Here is an 18,041-nt window from a genome sequence, read left to right as displayed (position 1 = left end):
GTTCCACGCCGTGCGCGGCGGCGAACGCCTCGGCCCGGCCCCGGTCGCGGGCGGCCACCGCCACCCGCCGGTGGCCGCCCGCACGGGCCGGTCCCACGATGGACAGTTCGGCGATCCGGGCCGCGCCCAGCACACCGATCCGCAGTGGCTCGTCCGTCATCCCTTGCCTACCTCCTCAAGTCGTACCGGCCGGTGCTCGCGCAGCGACAGGGTGCATGCCCCGGCGGTCCGGCCCGCCCCGACGGCGTCCGCCCCCGTGCGGGGCGAGCGGCGGGTGCCGGCCAGGACCGGGTCCTCAGGACGTCCCATGAGTGCGGTGCCTCCTTCAGTGCCGGCGGCGTGCCGCGGCCGCGCGCAGCTCCCGGCGCAGCCGCTCGGGGTCCCAGCTCTCGGTCACCGCCTGCCAGAGGGTGTCCGCCTGGGAGGGCGGAGCCAGACCGTCGACCGGCGGGTCGAGGTCCAGGTCGGTGGGGAAGGGGTAGCCCTCGGCGGTGGCGGCGACCACCCGGTGCAGCCAGTCCGCCGGGGTGCCTTCGGCCTGGCGGCGCAGCAGCACCGGGAAGAGGGCGTTCGCCATCGCCTCGCGGTCCACCGTCTCCATCGCGCGGCCGAAGGCGGAGGAGATCTGCAGCAGGTTGGCCATCCGGCGGATGCCGGTGGACCGGTTGTGGCCGGCGGCGTGGAAGAGCGCGGGGTTGAAGAAGACGGCGTCGCCCTTGTCCAGCGGGAGCTGGACGTGGTGGGTGTCGAAGTACTCGACGAACCGCGGCAGTCGCCAGGCGAGGTAGCCCGGCTCGTACTTCTGCGAGTGCGGCAGGTACAGGGTCGGGCCGGACTCGACGGGCATGTCGCAGTGGGCGACCGCGCCCTGGAGGGTGAGGACGGGGGAGAGGCGGTGCACATGCGCCGGGTAGGCGGCGGCGCGCTCCTGGGAGAGGAAGCCGAGGTGGTAGTCGCGGTGCACGCTCTGCGCGGCACCGCCCGGATTGACGACGTTGACCTGCGAGGTCACCTGGTAGGCGGGGCCCAGCCAGGCCTCGGCGACCAGCGCCAGCATGTCGTTGGCGTAGTAGTCGGCGAACACCTCCGGCGCCCGTACGGCGATCTTGTCCAGGGCGTTCCAGACGCGGTCGTTGGCGCCGGCCCGGGCGAAGTGGTCGCCGCGGGCCGTGCCTTCGCGGCGCTCCTCCTCGATGAGCGCGGCGAACGCCTCGGACACCCGGTCCACGACGGCCGCCCGGGCGAACGCGCCCTTGAGGACCACGATGCCGGGTCCGTCGAGCAGCGCCCGGATCAGCTCCTCCTGGACGTCCCGGCGGCCCTCGGCGGTGGCCGCGAGGCTCCGGAGCCGGTCGCTGTCGTAGAGCAGCACGTTCTGCTCCACGCCCGCGGCCGACAGGTAGTCCCCGACGTCGGTCTTCTGCTCGACGAGTGAGCGGAGCGCGTCGAGATCGCAGTCGGCCTCGGTGAGCCATGTCCGCTTCGCCGTCGCTGGAGTAGGCATCCGGGTCCTTTCGCAGTGCCTGCTTTTCTGCCAGTCTTGAGAACCCGCACGCATCAATCAATCCTCAACGGCGAATCAAAAATCCATCATCATCCTCTGGGACCAGTCATGCATCACCCCTATCCGATCAGGGAAATCGCCCGTCAGGCAGGGCTGAGCACCGCCACGGTCGACCGGGTCCTCAACCGCCGGGGCAATGTGCGGGAGAGCACCATCCGTGAGGTACAGGAAGCCATCAAGGACCTGGACCGTCAGCAGAGCCAGGTCCGGATCGCCGGCCGGACCTTCATGATCGACATCGTCATGCAGACACCGGAGCGGTTCTCCACCGCCGTCCGCGAGGCGCTGGAGGCCGAACTGCCCTCCCTGCATCCCGCCGTCGTGCGCTCACGCTTCCACTTCCGCGAGACCTGCTCGCCGACGGAGCTCACCGGCACCCTCGACAAGATCGCCAAGCGCGGTTCGCAGGGCGTGCTCCTCAAGGCCCCCGACCTGCCGGAGATCGCCGCCGCCGTCGGGCGGCTGGTCGCGGCCGGCATCCCGGTCGTCACTCTGGTGACCGACCTGCCGCACAGCCCGCGCCTGGCGTACGTCGGCATCGACAACCGCGCGGCGGGCGCCACCGCCGCCTACCTCCTCCAGCAATGGCTCGGCGACCGGCCGGGGAACGTGCTCACCACCATCAGCCGCGGTTCCTTCAGGGGCGAGGAGGAGCGCGAGATGGGCTTCCGCAGTGCCATGCGGCTCGCCGACGCCAAGCGCTCCCTGGTCGAGGTCACCGACAGCGACGGCCTGGACGCCACCCAGCGCGACCTCGTGCTCGACGCGCTCAAGCGCGACGAGGACATCGTCGCGGTCTACTCCATGGGCGGCGGCAACCTCGCCACGCTGGACGCGTTCGACGACCTCGGCAGGCGGTGTGCCGTCTTCGTCGCCCACGACCTCGACCACGACAACACGCGGCTCCTGCGGGACCGCCGCCTCTCCGCCGTCCTCCACCACGACCTGCGCCAGGACGTACGCCGCGCCTGCCAGACCGTCATGCGGGCCCACCAGGCACTGCCGGACGACGGCCCGACCCTCCCCTCGGCGATCCAGGTGGTCACACCGTTCAACCTGCCGCCCGAGGTCTCTTCCGTGCCGTTCGCGGGGTGAACCCCGCTCGCCGGGCGGGCGCCGCCGCATGGGGCCGCCGCGGTGCCGGGTTTCTATCTCCAACCTGTGTTGTTCCTAGAATGGCCGGGTGGACGACATCGACGCGATCGCGGCGCTGCAGGATCCGGTGCGACGCCGACTGTACGAGTACGTGGCGGCGCAGGGCCGTGAGGTCGGCCGTAACGAGGCGGCCGAGGCGACCGGGGTGGCGCGCACGCTCGCCGCGCACCATCTGGACCGGCTGGCCGAGGCCGGGCTGCTCGACACCGGCAGCCGCCGTCTGACGGGGCGTTCGGGGCCGGGGGCGGGGCGTCCGGCCAAGGTGTACACGCGGGCGCTGGAGGAGCGGGCGGTGTCGCTGCCCGCCCGCGACTACCGCACCGCCGCCGAACTGCTCGCCGAGGCCGCCGAACAGGCCGGACTGGACGCCGGACTCGGTGCGGCCGCCCGTCGCCGCGGCGAGGCCCTGCGCGGCTCGGCGGCGCCCTGCGGCGGCCTCGAAGAGGTCATGGAGACGCTGGCCGCGCGCGGCTACGAACCGCATCTGGAGGGGGCGGGGGACGACGGAGGCGACCGGGGCGCCGAGGGCGCGGGCGAAGGGGCGGTCGTCGTCCGGATGCGCAACTGCCCCTTCCATGCCGTCGCCGAGCGCTTTCCGCCGCTCGTCTGCGGTATGAACCTGGCGCTGCTGGAGGGGCTGATCGGTACCGGTGGCCCTTTCCGGGCCCGTATGGACGCCCGGCCCGGGCAGTGCTGTGTAGTGCTCGAAAGTTCTAAAAACAACAGTGATTGACATAGAGATGGGGGCATGCTGACATGAGGTCATGACCGCATCCACGTATGCCGCTCACCTCGCCCAGCTCAATGTCGCCACGCTCCGCCACCCCCTCGACGACCCGCGCATTGCGCCGTTCGTCGAGATGCTCGACTCGGTCAACACCGCTGCCGACGGCGCTCCCGGCTTCGTGTGGCGGCTCGTGGAGGAGGGCGCGGCCGACGCCACCGCTCTGCGCCCGGCGGGCGAGGACGTCATCGTCAACCTGACGGTCTGGGAGACCCAGGAGGCGCTGTGGGGCTTCACCTACCGCAGCGAGCACCTGGAGGTGATGCGGCGCCGACGCGACTGGTTCGAACGGCACGTCGAGGCGCACCTGGTGCTCTGGTGGGTCCCGGCCGGCCACCTCCCGACCGCCGGCGAGGCCCTGGATCGGCTGGCGGACCTGCGCGCGCACGGACCGTCCGCCCGCGCGTTCACCTTCGCCTCCTCCTACTCCGCCGCCGAGGCCGCCCGGGATCTCCGGACCGCGGCGCGGAAGTAGGGGAGGGGGCGTGCCGTGCCGGGGGGCGTAAGAGGGAAGGGCGGGACCCGGACATTCCTGCCGGGCCCGTTCGTGGACTAGTTCACCGGCCGGGCCCCGCCGGGGAGTTCGGCCGGGTAGTCCTGGTCGAAGTCGGCCGAGCGGCTCACCTGCTCCCAGGCGGTGGCCTCCTCCAGCTGGCCGCGCGAGTAGTTCTGCGCCATCTCGACGGCATTGACGCCGAGGAGCAGGTGCGTGGGCGGGTTCGGCGCCTTGACGACCCGGACCAGGATCTCGCCGGCCCGCCCGGGGTCGCCGGCGGCGGCCACGGTGCCGCCGAACAGGCGGACCATCTCCCCCACGGTGGAGTCGTACTCCGGAGCGACCTCGGGGATCCGCATCGAGGGGCCGGCCCAGTCGGTGGCGAAGCCGCTGGGTTCCACGACCAGGCAGCGGACGCCGAAGGGCGCGGCCTCGGCGGCGAGGACCCGGGTGAAGCCGTCCACGGCGAACTTGGCGGCCTGGTAGGAGCCGAGGCCGGGGGTGCCGCCGACGCGGCCGCCGATGGAGGAGAACTGCACGAGGGTGCCGCCGCCTTGGGCCCTGAGGATCGGGAGCGCGGCGGTGGAGACGTTGTAGACGCCCCAGAAGTTCGTGTCGAACTGGCGGCGGAAGTCGTCCTCGGGGGTCGTCTCCACGGCGGCGAGGTTGGCGTATCCGGCGTTGTTGACCACGACGTCGACCCGGCCGAAGCGGTCGACGGCCGCCCGGAGGCCGGTCACGGCGGCGGGCCGGTCGGTGACGTCGAGCGCGACGGGCAGGACGCGGTCGCCGTACTTCTCGACGAGGTCGTCCAGCTGCTCGGGCCTGCGGGCGGTGGCGACGACGTTGTCGCCGGCCTCCAGGGCGGCGGTCGCGAGGTCGCGGCCGAAGCCGCGGGAGGAGCCGGTGATGAACCAGGTGTGGGTGGTCATGCAGACAGCACAACACGGTTGCGTTATTAGTGCAACCGCGTTGTGTTAAATCGGGACGGTGGTGCGGTGCTCAGGGGTGCCGAAGGGGCACCTCTCCCGTCCCGGCCGTCGTGTCCAGGGCGTGGTCGATGAAGCGCCGGGCGGCCGGGGGCAGGGTGCGGGAGGCCAGACGGGCGACGCCGATGTCCCGGGCGGCCCGGACGTCGGTGAGCCTGAGGTAGCGGATGGGGAGGTCCGGGTTCGCCTCCGTGGCCGCGGTGGCGTCCGGTGCGGCCGGGATCAGGGAGACGCCCAGGCCGGACGCGACCAGCCCGCGCAGGGTCTCCACCTCCTCGCCCTCGAAGCCGACGAGGGGGCTGAACCCGGCCTGGCGGCACAGGGTCTCGGTGACGCTGCGCAGGCCGTAGCCGGGCTTGAGCACGATGAACTGCTCGTCGGCCACCTCGGCCAGCCGCACCCGCCGGCGTTGCGCGAGCCGGTGGCGGGCGGGGACGGCCAGCCAGAGGGGCTCGACCAGGAGCAGCCGCCAGGTGATCAGCGGGTGGCCGGGATCCTTGCCGGTGATGATCAGGTCCGCGGTGGAGTCCAGGAGGTGCTGGGTGAGACCGTTCTCGTCGGCCTGGTGCAGTTCGAACCGCACGGCGGCGAAGCGCTGCCGGAAACCGGTGACCAGTCGGGGTACGAGCCAGGTGCCCAGGGTGTGCAGAAAGGCCAGCGAGACCACGCCCCTGTCGGGGTCGACGACCTCGGCCACGGCCCGCCGCCCCCGGTCGTAACTGTCCAGCACGGTGTCGACGTACTCCTTGAACACCCGCCCGGCCGGGGTGAGTTGCAGGACCCGTCCGACCCGTTGGAAGAGCTCCGCGCCGATCTCGCTCTCCAGCCGGTTCAGGGCCCGGGAGAGGGCGGGCTGGGTGATGTGCGCGGTGGCCGCGGCCTCGGTGACGGTCACGCCCTCGGCCACGGCCTGGAAGGAGCGCAGTACCTGGAGATCCATGGGTCCCATTCTCCCGCCGCATCGGATCGGACGTATCCAGGCCGTGGGGGCATGACCGGGATCCCTCGGCCGCCACGCGGAGTCCCGGCTCCCCGGCTTCCCGGTGTGCCAGCCTTTCCGATGTCCCGGCTCCCCGGCTTCCCGGTGTCCCGTCCCGGAGTGCCGGCCTTCCCGGTGTCCGGTGTTCCACTGCCCCGGCGGCTCAGACGGCCTTGATCGGCGGGTACACCGGCTGCCATATCGCCGCCCTCACCCGGTCCTCGATGGAGTCGTCCACCGTCGCGCGGGCCACCCCGTCGGCGGCAGCAGCGCGGGCCACCGCGACCGCCACGGCCACCGACGTCTCGCGCAACTGGTCGGTGAGGGGCAGGATCGGCGCGCCGGGGCCGGTGGCGTCGGTCCGGCCGGCGACGGCGTGCGCGGAGGCGGACAGCATGCCGTCGGTGACCCGGGTGGCCCGGGCGACGATCGCGCCCAGACCGAGGCCCGGGAAGATCAGCGCGTTGTTGGCCTGCCCGATCTCGTACCGGACCCCGTCCTGGTCGACCGGGCGGAACGGGCTGCCGGTGGCGATCAGGGCGCGGCCGTCCGTCCAGGCCAGCAGGTCGGCGGGGACCGCCTCCGCCAGGTCCGTCGGGTTGGACATCGGCAGGATGATCGGACGGTCGGCGTGCGCGGCCATCGTACGGACGATGTCCTCGGTGAAGGAGCCGCCCTGGCCGGAGGTGCCGATCAGGACCGTCGGCCGTACCCGCTCGACGACCTCGGCCAGCGCGATGCCCCCGACCTTCTCGTCCCGGCGCCAGTCGGCGACCTCGGCGGCGGGGCGGGCGTAGCGGACCTGAAAGTCGCGGAGCCCCTCCTGGTCCTCGGTGAGCAGGCCGTAGCGGTCCACGCCGAAGATGCGGGCGGTGGCCTCCTCGACGGTCAGCCCGTCGGCGACCATGGCGTCGCGCAGCTGGTCGGCGATGCCGATGCCGGCGGTGCCCGCGCCGAAGATCACCGCGCGGTGGTCGCGCAGCGCGATCCCGCTGGCCTTCACCCCGGAGAGCACGGCGGCGAGGTTGACGGCGCCGGTGCCCTGGACGTCGTCGTTGAAGGTGAACTCGCTCGGGCGGTAACGCTCCAGGATCCGGCGGGCGTTGGCGGCGCCGAAGTCCTCCCAGTGCAGCAGGGCGTCCGGGAAGAGCCGGCGAGCGGTGAGGACATAGGCGTCGATGAAGGCGTCGTACGTCTCCCGGTCCACCCGCGGATGCCGGTTGCCCAGGTAGAGCGGGCTCTCCAGGAGTTCCTGGCGGTTGGTGCCGACGTCCAGCATGACCGCCAGGGTGCGGTTCGGGTCGATGCCGGCGGCGGCGGTGTAGACGGCGAGCTTGCCCACCGAGATGTCGATGCCGCCCACGCCCCAGTCGCCGATGCCGAGGATCGCCTCGCCGTCCGTGGCGACGATCAGGTCGACGTCGTCCGGGCCCAGGCCGGTGGCCATGAGTGCGCCCTCGATCTCCTCCGGCGCGTCCACCGACAGGTACACGCCGGCCGGGCGCCGGTACTCGTTGCTGTAGCGCTGGATCGCCCTGCCGACGGTCGGGGTGTAGACGATGGGCAGCATCTCGTCGAGGTGGTCGCCGAGCAGCCGGTAGAAGAGCACCTGGTTGCGGTCGTGCAGCCCGGTGAGGTTGACGTTCTTGGCCAGATCGGTCGGCTGGGCCGCGTACTGCTGGTACGCCCGCTCGGCCTGCTGTTCCAGGGTCAGCACCGCGGACGGGACCAGGCCCACCAGGCCCAGTGACTGCCGTTCCTCCCGGGTGAAGGCGGTGCCCCGGTTGAGGCGGGGCTGGGAGAGCACGGCACGGCCGCGGGCGGTCGTCTCGATGTGCCCCTCGTCGGCGTTCCACTGGGTCCCCATGATCGGCTCCTTGTCCGTTTTCCGCGTCGCTTCCAGAGTGCTGCCAGAGTGCGTCCGGGTCGCTTCGAGGTGCTTCGGGGGGTGCATCGGGGTGCCTCGAAGCGCCTCGTGTCTCCGGGGAATGCGCTCACTCCGGAAGCCTGGCAGCCGGACATACATGCGTCCAATGCCTGGAACGGGAGCGGTCCATGAGCCTGGTGCATGCATGCCGAGTCACCTCGGCGTTCGGCGTTCGGCGGGGGTGTGGCGGTGCCCGCCGCGGGGCGGTTCCGCGGTGGTGGGGTGAGGTGGGGTGGGGTCCGGGGCCGTGGGTCAGCCGCGGCGTGCGGTGGCGTAGGCGCGCTCCAGTTCCGCGACCGTGCTGAGGAAGTCGGCGCCCTCCAGTCGGCGCAGGGTGTCGGTGGCGAGCCGGTCGAGGGCGGTCCAGAGGTCGGCGAGCGGCTCGCGGAGCGCCTCTCCGCCCTCGGTGAGCGAGACGACGAAGGCCCGGCGGTCGTGCTCGGCGCGGGCCCGCGCGACCAGGCCCGCGTCCTCCATGCGGCGGATCGACCGCGAGACCGTGGAGTGGTCGAGCCCGACCGCCTGCTGCAGCTCGGCCTGGGTCTGGCCGTCCCGGTCGAAGAGCCGCATGAGGATCAGTTCCTGGCCGGGGTGCAGGCCGAGCTTCAGGAGGAGTTCGGCGCCGTAACCGTGCAGCTCGCGGGAGAGCGCGAAGAGCCCGAAGCTGACCGGTGCGCGCTCGACGAGGCTGGGCCGAGGCATCACCGGGTCGGGCTTCGCGGCTGGCATGGCGCTCCTCGTCTGGCGGGCGATAGGGGGCGGGAAGCCGGTGCTCTCCGCTGCTTCCGGGGCTGGGAATACCTTAGTCGCAGCGGATGTTGACGGCTGGTTCCCCGGCGGGCCCCGAGGGGCGTCGGGCGTCCGGCCCCGCTTCGGAACGAGGAACAAGTTGCTTGCGTGCGCAAGCTAATGGGCGTTACCGTAAGCCCGTTGCGCCGGGCGGGAGCCGCAGGGACGGATCGCCCCTGGCCCTCCTGGAACCGTTCCGAAGGGAATCGTCATGTCATCCAACTCCGAATCCGGAACCGACCGCCGTTCGTTCCTGGCCAGGGTCGCCGCGGCCACCGCCGTGCCGGCGGCCGCGGCCCTGGTCGCCGGGGGCACCGCGACGACGGCCTCGGCGGCCACCCCCCGCACCCCGGCCGCCGGGTCCTCCGGCGCCGGTCTGCCGGACTACGCACCGGTGCCCGCGGGATCCCTCGGCCCGGCGGTGAACAGCCAGGGCTACTACGTCGGCCGGGTGAAGGACAACCTCTACTGGGTGACCGACGGCGACTACCAGGCCGCCTTCCTCACCACCCGCGAGGGCGTGGTCCTCTTCGACGCGCCGCCCACCATCGGCCACAACCTGCAGCGTGCCGTGGACGAGATCGCCGCCGCCAACGGCACCAGCAACAAGGTCACCCACATCGTCCACTCGCACCACCACTCCGACCACGTCGGCGCGTCCGGGCTCTTCGGCCGCAAGGTGGTCCGGATCGGGCACGAGGAGAACCGCAGGCTGCTGCGGCGCGACAACGACCCCAACAAGCCCGCGCCCGAGATAACGTTCGCCGACCGCTACACCCTGCACGTCGGCGGCGAGCGGGTGGAACTCGCGCACCACGGCAGCAACCACTCGCCGGACAACATCTTCATCCGGTTCCCGCACCACGACGCGCTGATGCTGGTCGACATCAACATTCCGGGCTGGGCCCCGTTCGGCGCGCTCAACTTCAGCGAGGACATCCAGGGCTACCTCGCCGCCCCGGCCAAGGCGCTGTCGTACCCGTGGAAGTACCACATCGCCGGTCACATGGGGCGCCTCGGCAAGCGTGCCGACGTCACCGTGCACCAGCAGTACATCGACGATCTGACCGAGTCGATCAAGCGGGCGCTCGGGACCGTGGACTACGGCGTCTACGCGGCGAAGTACGGGGACAACATCTGGGCCGTCGTCAAGACCTGGCTCGACGAGGTCTGCCGGCAGGCGGCGGCCCCGGTCGCGGCCAAGTACACCGGGACGCTCGCGGCCGCCGACGTCTTCACCGAGAGCAGCGCCTTCTCGCTGGTGGAGTCCCTGCGGCTGGACCTCGGTCTGGGCAGCGCCATCCACCCCTGACGGGTTTTCGCGTCAGCAGTTGATTGCTTACGCGAGCAAATGAATCCGTAACAAGACGGTCGGTGCGGTACGTAGGGGGCAGGGGCAGCCGTCGACGTACCGCACCGACTCATGCGCGCAGGACGGCGGCCCGGGCGGCGCCCCGGTGGACCGCCACCGCCACCGCCAGGACAGCGCTTCGACACATCAACGCGAGACAGCACTACGAGAAGGAGCACTCGATGCCTGAAGAATCCACCGCGCCCAGGGTCGCCGTCGTCGTGGGCGGGGCCGGGGCCATCGGCGGCGCCATCGTCCGCGAGCTGACCGCGCGCGGCCATGTCGTACGGGTCCTGGACCGTGCCGGCGACATCGTCTGCGACCTGGCCGACGCCGAGGACGTCCGCGCGGCCGCGCGCCGCGTCCTGGCCGAGAACGGGCGGTGCGACGTGCTGGTGCACGCGGCCGCCGCCAACGACCTGATGGACGTGGAGACCGTGGACCTGGACCGCTGGCGCCGGGTCCAGGCGGTCAATGTCGAGTCCGCGCTGCTGCTCGCCCAGGCGTTCGTGCCCGGGATGCGGCAGCGCGGCTTCGGCCGGATCGTGCACATCGTCTCCGACACCTTCTGGAAGCCGCCGAGCCCGGACCTGCTGCCGTACGTGGCCAGCAAGGGCACGCTGATCGCCGTCACCCGGTCGCTCGCCGCCGCGCTCGGGCAGTACGGGATCGCGGTGACCGGAGTGGCGCCCGGCCTGACCCGGACCGCGTCCACCGCGTACCAGCCGGACGCCGCCTTCGAGGCCTCGCAGGCCGGGCAGGCGCTGCCCCGCGCGCTGACGCCCGAGGACGTGTCGGCGACGGTCGGCTTCCTGGCGAGCCCCGAGGGTGAGGCGCTGACCGGCCAGATCCTGACCGTGGACGGCGGCAACCTGTTCACGTGAGCCGCGGGACCGCTTGACTTATGTGGCTAGCCAAGTAATTATGTGGCTAGCCACATTTTCGTGTGGCCCACTCCGTATCACGATGGGAAACGAATCATGAGCCAGACCCTCTCCGCCGCCGACCTGGTGCAGCGCAGCCTCGACATCTTCCTCTCCAAGGACATGAAGGCCTGGGCGGACCAGTGCGACGAGAACGTCGTCGTCGAGTTCCCCTTCGCCCCCGAGGGCAGCCCCACCCGGCTGGAGGGCCGGACCGCCGTCTACGAGTACCTGCGCGGCTACCCCGACCTCATCGACGTGCAGCAGATCACGTCGGCGACCGTCCGCGGGACCGACGACCCGGACACGGCCATCGCCGACTGGACCGTCACCGGCCGGGTCCTGGCCAACGGGAACCCGTACGACATGAGTTACGCGACGTTCGTGACGTTCAAGGACGGCAAGATCGTCAAGTACCGCGAGTACTGGAACCCGCTCGCGTTCATCAAGGCCCTGGGCGGCGAGAGCTTCTAGGCCCTGGGGCCCGTATCGGGTCGTGATCAATTCGTCGGATCCGTCCCCGGTGCGGGGGCGGATCCGGTGGTTCGGAGTGCAGGACGCGTGCACAACTGACGGACGAGGAACGGGGGTACGTCGAGCCGTACTTGCCGATCGGCGAGTACGGACCGTATCTCACCCGGCTGCGGCAGCAATCCGAGGGCGCGATCCGCAAGTTCCGAGGCGACCTGTGTGCTGCCCCCCGGTGCGGTTGTGTGCGGGGTTACCTGCCGGAGACGAGCCTGACATCCATGGCCCTGTCTTGCCCGCGCAGCGGGACGTGGACGAACGAGACGGTGTCTCCTCGACGCAGGTTGTAGGGGTGCCTGCTCCAGTCGAAGTAGGTGTAGGCCTTCTCGTAGCGGCCGTTGGGCGCCTTGAAGGTGATGTAGCCGTACTTCTTGGACTTGTTCCACTCGGTGATGCGCCCCAGGCGCCTTTGCTTCTCGCGGGTGTCGCCGGCGGCGGCCTGGCCGGCTACGGGCTTCGTCTGCGTTTGTGAGGGCGCGGCGGTGGCGGTTACGGCTCCTGCGCCGGCGATCGTCAGGGCTACGAATCCGGCGACGATGCTCTTGCGTACTCGGCTCATGTGTTGCTTCCTCCACTTGTGTGACGGTAAGCGGCATACCGGACGTCTTCCCCCACGGCCGGCGGCGGCATTCGCCGAAGGAGTGGGGTCTCCCCGGGGTGCGGGACGGTGGACTCGGCCCCCGTCCCGCAATCCCGATCATCCGGTGGGACAGGGCCGCCGCGGATCAACCGGAATGCCGAACGGCCCGGCCCGCACGCATCGGCCGAAGAGCCGAGGCGGCCCGCCGGATACCGCCGTAACGTGAGGTGGCATGATCCACGCCTTCCGGGGCCGTTCCCGCACACATCAGGTACTGCTCGTGCCGGCGGGTGTCTGCGTCCTCGCCCTGCTCGTCACCGAAGGGCTCAACACCGGCTTCGCCCCCACCGCGGCGGCCACCGTCGTCACCGGTGGACTATGCGTGGTGGCTCTGTTCGTACCGCCCGCGCGCTTTTCCCTCGTCGCCGGCTGCGCCGTGGCCGCGTCCCTCGCGCTGTCGGTGACCGAGCTGCAGCTGACCCAGCGGCCCGTGAACACCCCCGGAATGACGGAACTGTGCGCACTCCTGCTGATGATCGCCCGTACCGTGCGCCTTCAGCCGCTGCTGCGGATCATCGCTCTGGTACCCCCGGCAAGCGTGGCCGCCGGGCTGCTGCTCTTCCGGCTTCCGGAAGCCGAGTACGACCTTCTGGAGACCTACGGGGCGTCGGTGATCCTCTTCGGTACCGTGCTGATGGTTGTGCTGGGCCTGTATCTGCGCCTCGTCGACACACTGCGCGACCGCGAGCGGACGGCCGCGGAGCAGGCTGCCCGCCAGGCCGAGCGTCTGGAGCACGCCCGGGAGCTGCACGACTTCGTGGCCCACCATGTCACCGCGATCGTCGCGCAGGCCAAGGCAGCCCGCTATGTCACCGCGGCCGGCAAGGCACCGCCCCCGGCCGACCTGGACCGGATGTTCGCCGGGATCGAGGAAGCCGGTTCACAGGCGATGGAGTCGATGCGCGGCATGGTCTCCATGCTGCGCACTCCGGGGGATCCGGCCGCCACCCGCCCCGGACGCGACCTCACGCGCGTGCGCGACCTCGTGGAGAGCTTCTCGGCCGGGGGCCGGCCGGCCCGGCTCACCCTCGACCCCCGGCTCGCGGAACGTTCCCTGCCACCCGAGATCAGCATCACCGTGCACCGTCTGGTGCAGGAATCGCTCACCAACATCCGCAAGTACGCCGGCACCGCCGCACAGGTCACCGTGGACATCCGGCTCCGGGCCGACGACCCCGGACGGCTGGACGTCTCGGTGAGCGACGACAGCCGGACCGCAAGCGGCACGGCACACCGCACCCGGGCTGACGTGTCCGGCCGTCCGCCGGCCGCCCAGCGCGGCGCCGACGCCACCGGACAGCCCACGCCCGGCCAACAGCGCGGCGGCTACGGCCTCATCGGGCTCGCCGAACGCGTCGAGGCCATCGGCGGTCACTTCACCGCGGGCCTCCGACACGGCTGCCCCGGCTGGCAGGTCACCGCCGACATCCCCCTCCCACCGTCACCCCAGGCGAACCGCCCATGACCACGCAACCGGCAGCCCCGCCACCTCTGCGACCATGACCACATGAAGATCCGGGTCCTGATCGCCGACGACCAGGACATGATCCGGTCGGCCTTCCGCATGATCCTCAGCGCCCAGCCGGACATGGACGTCATCGCCGAGGCCGCCAACGGCACCGACGCCGTGGAAACGGCCCGCCGACTCCGCCCGGACGTCTGCCTCCTCGACGTCCGCATGCCCGGACTCGACGGTCTGGCAGCCACCCGCCTGCTGGCCGGCCCCGACGTCCCCGACCCGCTCAACGTCCTGATCGCCACCACCTTCGACCTCGACGAATACGTCTACCAAGCCCTGCGCAACGGCGCCTGCGGCTTCCTCCTCAAAGACGGCGCCCCCGCCCTCCTCGCCGAAGCCGTACGCGCGACAGCCGCCGGCAACTCCCTCATCTCCCCCTCCATCACCGTCCGCCTCCTGCAGCACATGGCACCACCCCCACAAGAGAATTCCGGCTCCCGCCCCGTTCCCCCCGCCACCCGCGCGACCACCCGTCTCACCGAACCCCTCACCCGGCGCGAACTCGACGTCGTCCGCCTGGTCGCCCGTGGCCACACCAACGAAGAGGTGGCGGCCGGGCTCTACGTCACCCACTCCACGGTCAAGACCCACCTGGGCAACATCCAGCGCAAACTCGCCGCCCGCAACCGCGTCGAGATCGCGGCCTGGGCCTGGGAAGCGGGAGTCTGCACCGGCCGGGGCTGAATCTTCGTGCGCGGCACCGCGGCGGCGAACGGCGATGACCGCTCAGCAACGCGCGCTGAACACGAGGACACCGACTCCTTGGTCAGCATCGACTCCACCACCGCGCGCGCTCACCACGACGCTGCCGGGATGCACCGGGGCGAGGACGTCCTCAACGTCCTGGAGAAGGCTGCCGCCGAGGCGGAGAAAGCCAGGTGAAAAGGGGCAGCCTCGAAGAACGGAACGGGCAGGACACCGGGACCGATCCCGAGCGGGGGGAGCGCCGACGCATCCGGCGTCGGCGAAAACTCCGGCTGAAGGCCGCTCTCCTCGGACGCTCCAGGGGCGGGCAGACAAGCAAGGTCCACCTCGCCGCCGACCGCACATGCGCCGCCTGCCGGCGTTCGTGCCGACCGCGGGCCAGGCCGCGGACAGCCCGCGGTTCATCCCCGTGCCGGGGAAGATACGCGTCCGCGGTCCCGTCGGCCGCCCCCGCACCCGGCCGGACGCGGTCGCCGGGGACAAGGCCCACTCGTCCCGCAGCGACCGGGCCCACCTGCGCAGACGCGGCATCGAGGCAGTCATTCCGGAGAAGAAGGACCAGGGGCCGCCAACCGGAGGAAGAAGGGCTCCGGGGGCGGTCGGCCCGTCAGCCACGACGCCGACCTCTACAAGGAGAGGAACACCGTTGAGCGTCTGATCAACAAGCTCAAGGCCTGGCGAGGCGTCGCCACCCGATACGACAAGACCCCGGACAGCTACCTCGCCGGCCTGCACCTGCGCGCCTCGATGATCTGGATCAAAGACCTCACCCGGACCGCCCATTGATCACGACTCGGTACGTGCCCTAGGCCGCCGGCCGGATCAGCCCCGACTCGTAGGCGAAGGCCACCGCCTGTACGCGGGCGCGGGCGCCGATCTTCGCGAGGACGTTGCTGACGTGCGTCTTCACGGTGGTCGGGGCGATGGACAGCCACTGTGCGATCTCGGCGTTGGACCAGCCGGAGGCCACGGCGACCAGGACATCGCGCTCGCGCTCGGTGAGGGTGCCGAGCCCGGCGGTGCGGGGGAGGGGGCGGACGGTGTGCTGCTCGCGGACGGCGTCGATGAGCGCGCGGGTCAGACCGGGCGTGATGACGGCGTCCCCGGCGGCCACCACCCGGATGGCCGCGGTCAGTTCGGCCGGGTCGGCGTCGTCGAGCAGGAAGCCGCCGGCGCCCGCGCGCAGCGCGGACCAGGCCTCCGCCTCTTGCCCGGCCGCGGTCAGCATCAGGACCCGGGGGGCGTGGGCCTCCTCGGCGGGAGCGGGGAATCCGGGGGTGCGGGCCGTCCGGGGGGCGGGGTGGGTGAGGCGCCGGATGGTCTCGATGCCGGCCGCCCCGGACATCCGGCTGTCCATGAGGACGACGTCGGGGCGGAGCGCGGCGCTCGCACGGATCGCCCCGTCCCCGTCCGTCGCCTCCCCGGCGACCGTCAGGCCGGGCTCGGCGGTGAGGAGCATGCGCAGGGCGAGGCGCTGGAGGGATTGGTCGTTGACGACGAGTACGGAGACCATGCCTGTCTTCTCCATGCGAGGTCCGTTCCGTGAACGAAACAGTTTCGTTCACATGCTACGCCTGGATCCGCCGCCCCGGGAGAGTGGGTCTCCTCACTCGTTCCGGTGGCATGGTTCGGCCGCGTTTACTCGGCCGTGTTCACTCAGCCGGGTTCACTTGGCGCGGACCAGCCCCGTGTCGTACGCCGCGATCACGGCCTGGATCCGGTCGCGCGCCCCGATCTTGGCGAGGACCCGACCGACGTGTTTCTTGACCGTGGACTCGGTGAGGAAGAGGCGCTCGGCGATCTCCGTGTTGTTCCAGCCCTGGCCGATCGCGACCAGCACCTCGCGCTCGCGGTCGGTGAGCGAGCGCAGCCGGGGGTCCGCGACGGCGGCGGTGGGCGCCAGCACCCGGTGGGCGTAGGCGTCCAGGAGCCGGCGGGTCAGCGAGGGGGCCACCACGGCGTCCCCGCTCGCCACCGCCCGGATGCCCGCGACCAGTTCCTCGGGGCGGGCGTCCTTGAGCAGGAACCCGCCGGCCCCGGCGCGCAGCCCGTCGTACGCGTACTCGTCGAGGTCGAAGGTGGTCACGATGAGGACGCGGGTACGGCCGCCGGTGGCGACGATGCGCCGGGTCGCCTCCAGGCCGTCCATGCCGGGCATCCGGATGTCCATCAGGACCACGTCGGGCCGCAGTTCGGCGGCCAGCCGCACCGCCTCGCCGCCGTGCTCCGCCTCACCGACCGGCTCCAGACCGGGGGTGCCCTCCAGCAGCATCCGCACGCCCATCCGCTGAAGGGGCTGGTCGTCGGCGATCAGTACGGTCGTCACAGCTGTTCTCCCGGGACCGGAGGGGCGGCGGGCACATCGAGGACGACGTCGACCAGCCAGCCGTGACCGGCGTCCCGCGGCCCCGCGACGGCCGTGCCGCCGTACATCGCGGCCCGCTGCCGGATGCCGACCAGGCCGTGGCCGGTGGTGTCGTCGGGTGACCGCGGCGGCAGGCCGGTGTCCGCGACCCGGATCCGCACCTCGCCCGGCGCGACCGTGACCGTCACCTCGGCGGACGCGTCCGGTCCCGCATGCTTGAGGGTGTTGGTCAGCGACTCCTGGACGATCCGGTAGACGGTGAGCTGGACGCCGTCGCCCAGCGCGTCCGGATCGCCCACCGTCCGGTACGTCACCCGCAGCCCCGCCGCCCGGACCCGGGCCAGCAGCGGGTCCAGGTCCCGGATGCCGGGCTGCGGGGCGAGCGGCAGTTCGTCGTCGGCGCCCTCGCGCAGCACGCCGAGGACCCGGCGCAGCTCGCTCATCGCCTGGCGGCCGGTGTCGCCGAGGATGCGCAGCGCCTCGGCGGACCGCTCGCCGCGGTTGCCGGCCAGGACCGCCGCGCCGTCGGCGACGCTGACCATGACGGAGAGGTTGTGGCCGACGATGTCGTGCATCTCCCGGGCGACCCGCGAACGCTCGGCGGCCGCGGTGAGCCGTACCTGCTGCTCCTGCTCGATCTCCAGCCGCCGGGCCCGGTCCTCCAGGGCCGCCAGATACAGCCCGCGGATGCGGAAGGTCAGGCCGACGGCGACCGCCGCCGTCAGGGTGCCGAGCATGAAGAAGCCGCCCAGCACCGGCTGCTCGACCGGCGCCAGGACGAAGACGGCCAGGGCCAGCGTGCCGACGGTCAGCCCGGCCGCCCAGCCCAGCACCCGCAGGGAGCCGTTGCGGGCCAGGGTGTACAGGGCGATGAGGGTGCCGATACCGGCCCGCAGCCAGACCCCCGTCGACCACTCGGCCAGGTTCACCACGAGGATCGTGAAGTAGGCGGCGGCCGGGGCCCGGCGCCGCCACCACAGCGGAACGACCAGCGCGGCGACGAAGGCGTACAGCATGCCGGTCGGCAGCGCGTCCCGGGCGGCCGAGTCCCCGAAGGGGGAGTCGTGGCCGACCATCAGCAGATCGGGCAGGCCGATCAGCAGGACGAGCAGCACGACGGCGCTGTCGAGCAGCCAGGGATGCCGCTGGTCCAGACGCTGCCGGCGGCTGCGGTCGCGCAGCATCCGGCCCAGCAGCGGATGCGCCCAGGCCGCGTCGAACCCGGGGGACGGCGCGCTCGCCGTCCCCCGGGCGGTGTCCCCGGCGGTTGCCGCGGGGTGCGGCGGAATCATGCCGACCATTGTGCGCGAGTCCGGTTCAAGCCCCG

At 71.9% G+C, this 18,041-nt stretch carries 18 protein-coding genes and 2 pseudogenes; 9 read left to right on the top strand and 11 right to left on the bottom strand.

The window, feature by feature from the left end; genetic code table 11:
• The 3 genes and pseudogenes from ACFWXC_RS39760 to ACFWXC_RS39750 form a co-directional block, all read right to left on the bottom strand.
• Positions 1–160 (bottom strand): annotated as a pseudogene (locus ACFWXC_RS39760) (gfo/Idh/MocA family oxidoreductase); the annotation flags it as partial.
• On the bottom strand, positions 157–309 hold the full coding sequence (locus ACFWXC_RS39755) for a hypothetical protein (RefSeq protein ID WP_384486785.1): 153 nt from the start codon (positions 307–309) through the stop codon (positions 157–159). The pseudogene ACFWXC_RS39760 and the gene ACFWXC_RS39755, both read right to left, overlap by 4 nt.
• Positions 310–325: 16 nt before the next feature.
• Positions 326–1,504 (bottom strand): phytanoyl-CoA dioxygenase family protein, encoded by a 1,179-nt coding sequence (locus ACFWXC_RS39750; RefSeq protein ID WP_384486783.1) that lies wholly within the window; start codon positions 1,502–1,504, stop codon positions 326–328.
• A 108-nt stretch (positions 1,505–1,612) separates the two neighbouring features.
• Between ACFWXC_RS39750 and ACFWXC_RS39745 the strand changes: the two genes are divergently transcribed.
• The 3 genes from ACFWXC_RS39745 (at position 1,613) to ACFWXC_RS39735 (ending at position 3,978) form a co-directional block, all read left to right on the top strand.
• On the top strand, positions 1,613–2,659 hold the full coding sequence (locus tag ACFWXC_RS39745; protein ID WP_384486781.1) for a LacI family DNA-binding transcriptional regulator: 1,047 nt from the start codon (positions 1,613–1,615) through the stop codon (positions 2,657–2,659).
• A gap of 88 nt (positions 2,660–2,747) precedes the next feature.
• On the top strand, positions 2,748–3,452 hold the full coding sequence (locus ACFWXC_RS39740; RefSeq protein ID WP_384486779.1) for a helix-turn-helix transcriptional regulator: 705 nt from the start codon (positions 2,748–2,750) through the stop codon (positions 3,450–3,452).
• A 31-nt stretch (positions 3,453–3,483) separates the two neighbouring features.
• On the top strand, positions 3,484–3,978 hold the full coding sequence (locus ACFWXC_RS39735) for a DUF3291 domain-containing protein (RefSeq protein WP_384486777.1): 495 nt from the start codon (positions 3,484–3,486) through the stop codon (positions 3,976–3,978).
• Positions 3,979–4,055: 77 nt separating this feature from the next.
• On the opposite strand, the gene ACFWXC_RS39730 is transcribed toward ACFWXC_RS39735, so the two are convergent.
• The 4 genes from ACFWXC_RS39730 to ACFWXC_RS39715 form a co-directional block, all read right to left on the bottom strand.
• Positions 4,056–4,931, bottom strand: coding sequence for an SDR family NAD(P)-dependent oxidoreductase (locus tag ACFWXC_RS39730; RefSeq protein WP_384486775.1), 876 nt, complete (start codon positions 4,929–4,931; stop codon positions 4,056–4,058).
• 70 nt (positions 4,932–5,001) lie between these two features.
• Complete coding sequence (locus ACFWXC_RS39725) at positions 5,002–5,928, bottom strand: LysR family transcriptional regulator (RefSeq protein ID WP_384486773.1); 927 nt, start codon at positions 5,926–5,928, stop codon at positions 5,002–5,004.
• Positions 5,929–6,130: 202 nt separating this feature from the next.
• Positions 6,131–7,834, bottom strand: a complete 1,704-nt coding sequence (locus tag ACFWXC_RS39720) for an NAD-dependent malic enzyme (RefSeq protein WP_384486771.1) — start codon at positions 7,832–7,834, stop codon at positions 6,131–6,133.
• Between the two features lie 312 nt (positions 7,835–8,146).
• Positions 8,147–8,623 carry a MarR family winged helix-turn-helix transcriptional regulator gene (locus tag ACFWXC_RS39715; RefSeq protein ID WP_384486769.1) on the bottom strand — a complete coding sequence of 159 codons (477 nt, stop codon included), beginning with the start codon at positions 8,621–8,623 and terminating at the stop codon, positions 8,147–8,149.
• Positions 8,624–8,894: 271 nt separating this feature from the next.
• Between ACFWXC_RS39715 and ACFWXC_RS39710 the strand changes: the two genes are divergently transcribed.
• From ACFWXC_RS39710 to ACFWXC_RS39700, 3 genes are all read left to right on the top strand, one after another.
• Positions 8,895–9,995, top strand: coding sequence for an MBL fold metallo-hydrolase (locus ACFWXC_RS39710; RefSeq protein WP_384486767.1), 1,101 nt, complete (start codon positions 8,895–8,897; stop codon positions 9,993–9,995).
• Between the two features lie 221 nt (positions 9,996–10,216).
• Positions 10,217–10,918: an SDR family NAD(P)-dependent oxidoreductase gene (locus tag ACFWXC_RS39705; RefSeq protein ID WP_384486765.1), complete on the top strand. Its 702-nt coding sequence runs from the start codon at positions 10,217–10,219 to the stop codon at positions 10,916–10,918.
• Between the two features lie 96 nt (positions 10,919–11,014).
• Complete coding sequence (locus tag ACFWXC_RS39700) at positions 11,015–11,431, top strand: nuclear transport factor 2 family protein (protein WP_384486763.1); 417 nt, start codon at positions 11,015–11,017, stop codon at positions 11,429–11,431.
• Between the two features lie 247 nt (positions 11,432–11,678).
• Here the strand turns inward: ACFWXC_RS39700 and ACFWXC_RS39695 are convergent, their stop codons facing one another.
• Entirely contained in the window at positions 11,679–12,044 is a 366-nt protein-coding gene (locus ACFWXC_RS39695; RefSeq protein WP_384486761.1) for a hypothetical protein, read from the bottom strand.
• Positions 12,045–12,297: 253 nt separating this feature from the next.
• Here ACFWXC_RS39695 and ACFWXC_RS39690 point away from each other — a divergent pair, with 253 nt between their 5' ends.
• From ACFWXC_RS39690 to ACFWXC_RS39680, 3 genes and pseudogenes are all read left to right on the top strand, one after another.
• Positions 12,298–13,590, top strand: coding sequence for a sensor histidine kinase (locus tag ACFWXC_RS39690; protein WP_384486759.1), 1,293 nt, complete (start codon positions 12,298–12,300; stop codon positions 13,588–13,590).
• A 42-nt stretch (positions 13,591–13,632) separates the two neighbouring features.
• Entirely contained in the window at positions 13,633–14,328 is a 696-nt protein-coding gene (locus tag ACFWXC_RS39685; protein ID WP_384486757.1) for a response regulator, read from the top strand.
• A gap of 75 nt (positions 14,329–14,403) precedes the next feature.
• A pseudogene (locus ACFWXC_RS39680) lies at positions 14,404–15,135 on the top strand (IS5 family transposase); the annotation flags it as partial.
• A 19-nt stretch (positions 15,136–15,154) separates the two neighbouring features.
• On the opposite strand, the gene ACFWXC_RS39675 reads toward ACFWXC_RS39680, so the two are convergent.
• The 3 genes from ACFWXC_RS39675 to ACFWXC_RS39665 form a co-directional block, all read right to left on the bottom strand.
• Positions 15,155–15,862: a LuxR C-terminal-related transcriptional regulator gene (locus tag ACFWXC_RS39675; protein WP_384486791.1), complete on the bottom strand. Its 708-nt coding sequence runs from the start codon at positions 15,860–15,862 to the stop codon at positions 15,155–15,157.
• A gap of 153 nt (positions 15,863–16,015) precedes the next feature.
• The gene (locus tag ACFWXC_RS39670) at positions 16,016–16,675 is read right to left on the bottom strand and encodes a response regulator (RefSeq protein ID WP_384486755.1); all 660 of its coding nucleotides are present in this window, start codon (positions 16,673–16,675) and stop codon (positions 16,016–16,018) included.
• Positions 16,672–18,006, bottom strand: coding sequence for a sensor histidine kinase (locus tag ACFWXC_RS39665; RefSeq protein ID WP_384486753.1), 1,335 nt, complete (start codon positions 18,004–18,006; stop codon positions 16,672–16,674). Before ACFWXC_RS39665 ends, ACFWXC_RS39670 begins: the two co-directional genes overlap by 4 nt.
• Positions 18,007–18,041 lie beyond the last annotated feature (35 nt).

This window comes from Streptomyces sp. NPDC058683 (genome assembly GCF_042716195.1).
Taxonomy (GTDB): Bacteria; Actinomycetota; Actinomycetes; order Streptomycetales; family Streptomycetaceae; genus Streptomyces.
The sequence above is the reverse complement of the archived record's forward strand: the minus strand, read 5'-3'. Positions and strand labels throughout refer to the sequence as shown.

Bases quoted from the DNA above. Each gene is read 5' to 3' on its own strand.
- ACFWXC_RS39755 (WP_384486785.1), bottom strand. From the start codon at position 309: ATGGGACGTCCTGAGGACCCGGTCCTGGCCGGCACCCGCCGCTCGCCC.
- ACFWXC_RS39750 (WP_384486783.1), bottom strand. From the start codon at position 1,504: ATGCCTACTCCAGCGACGGCGAAGCGGACATGGCTCACCGAGGCCGAC.
- ACFWXC_RS39745 (WP_384486781.1), top strand. From the start codon at position 1,613: ATGCATCACCCCTATCCGATCAGGGAAATCGCCCGTCAGGCAGGGCTG.
- ACFWXC_RS39735 (WP_384486777.1), top strand. From the start codon at position 3,484: ATGACCGCATCCACGTATGCCGCTCACCTCGCCCAGCTCAATGTCGCC.
- ACFWXC_RS39730 (WP_384486775.1), bottom strand. From the start codon at position 4,931: ATGACCACCCACACCTGGTTCATCACCGGCTCCTCCCGCGGCTTCGGC.
- ACFWXC_RS39725 (WP_384486773.1), bottom strand. From the start codon at position 5,928: ATGGATCTCCAGGTACTGCGCTCCTTCCAGGCCGTGGCCGAGGGCGTG.
- ACFWXC_RS39720 (WP_384486771.1), bottom strand. From the start codon at position 7,834: ATGGGGACCCAGTGGAACGCCGACGAGGGGCACATCGAGACGACCGCC.
- ACFWXC_RS39715 (WP_384486769.1), bottom strand. From the start codon at position 8,623: ATGCCAGCCGCGAAGCCCGACCCGGTGATGCCTCGGCCCAGCCTCGTC.
- ACFWXC_RS39710 (WP_384486767.1), top strand. From the start codon at position 8,895: ATGTCATCCAACTCCGAATCCGGAACCGACCGCCGTTCGTTCCTGGCC.
- ACFWXC_RS39705 (WP_384486765.1), top strand. From the start codon at position 10,217: ATGCCTGAAGAATCCACCGCGCCCAGGGTCGCCGTCGTCGTGGGCGGG.
- ACFWXC_RS39700 (WP_384486763.1), top strand. From the start codon at position 11,015: ATGAGCCAGACCCTCTCCGCCGCCGACCTGGTGCAGCGCAGCCTCGAC.
- ACFWXC_RS39695 (WP_384486761.1), bottom strand. From the start codon at position 12,044: ATGAGCCGAGTACGCAAGAGCATCGTCGCCGGATTCGTAGCCCTGACG.
- ACFWXC_RS39690 (WP_384486759.1), top strand. From the start codon at position 12,298: ATGATCCACGCCTTCCGGGGCCGTTCCCGCACACATCAGGTACTGCTC.
- ACFWXC_RS39685 (WP_384486757.1), top strand. From the start codon at position 13,633: ATGAAGATCCGGGTCCTGATCGCCGACGACCAGGACATGATCCGGTCG.
- ACFWXC_RS39675 (WP_384486791.1), bottom strand. From the start codon at position 15,862: ATGGTCTCCGTACTCGTCGTCAACGACCAATCCCTCCAGCGCCTCGCC.
- ACFWXC_RS39665 (WP_384486753.1), bottom strand. From the start codon at position 18,006: ATGATTCCGCCGCACCCCGCGGCAACCGCCGGGGACACCGCCCGGGGG.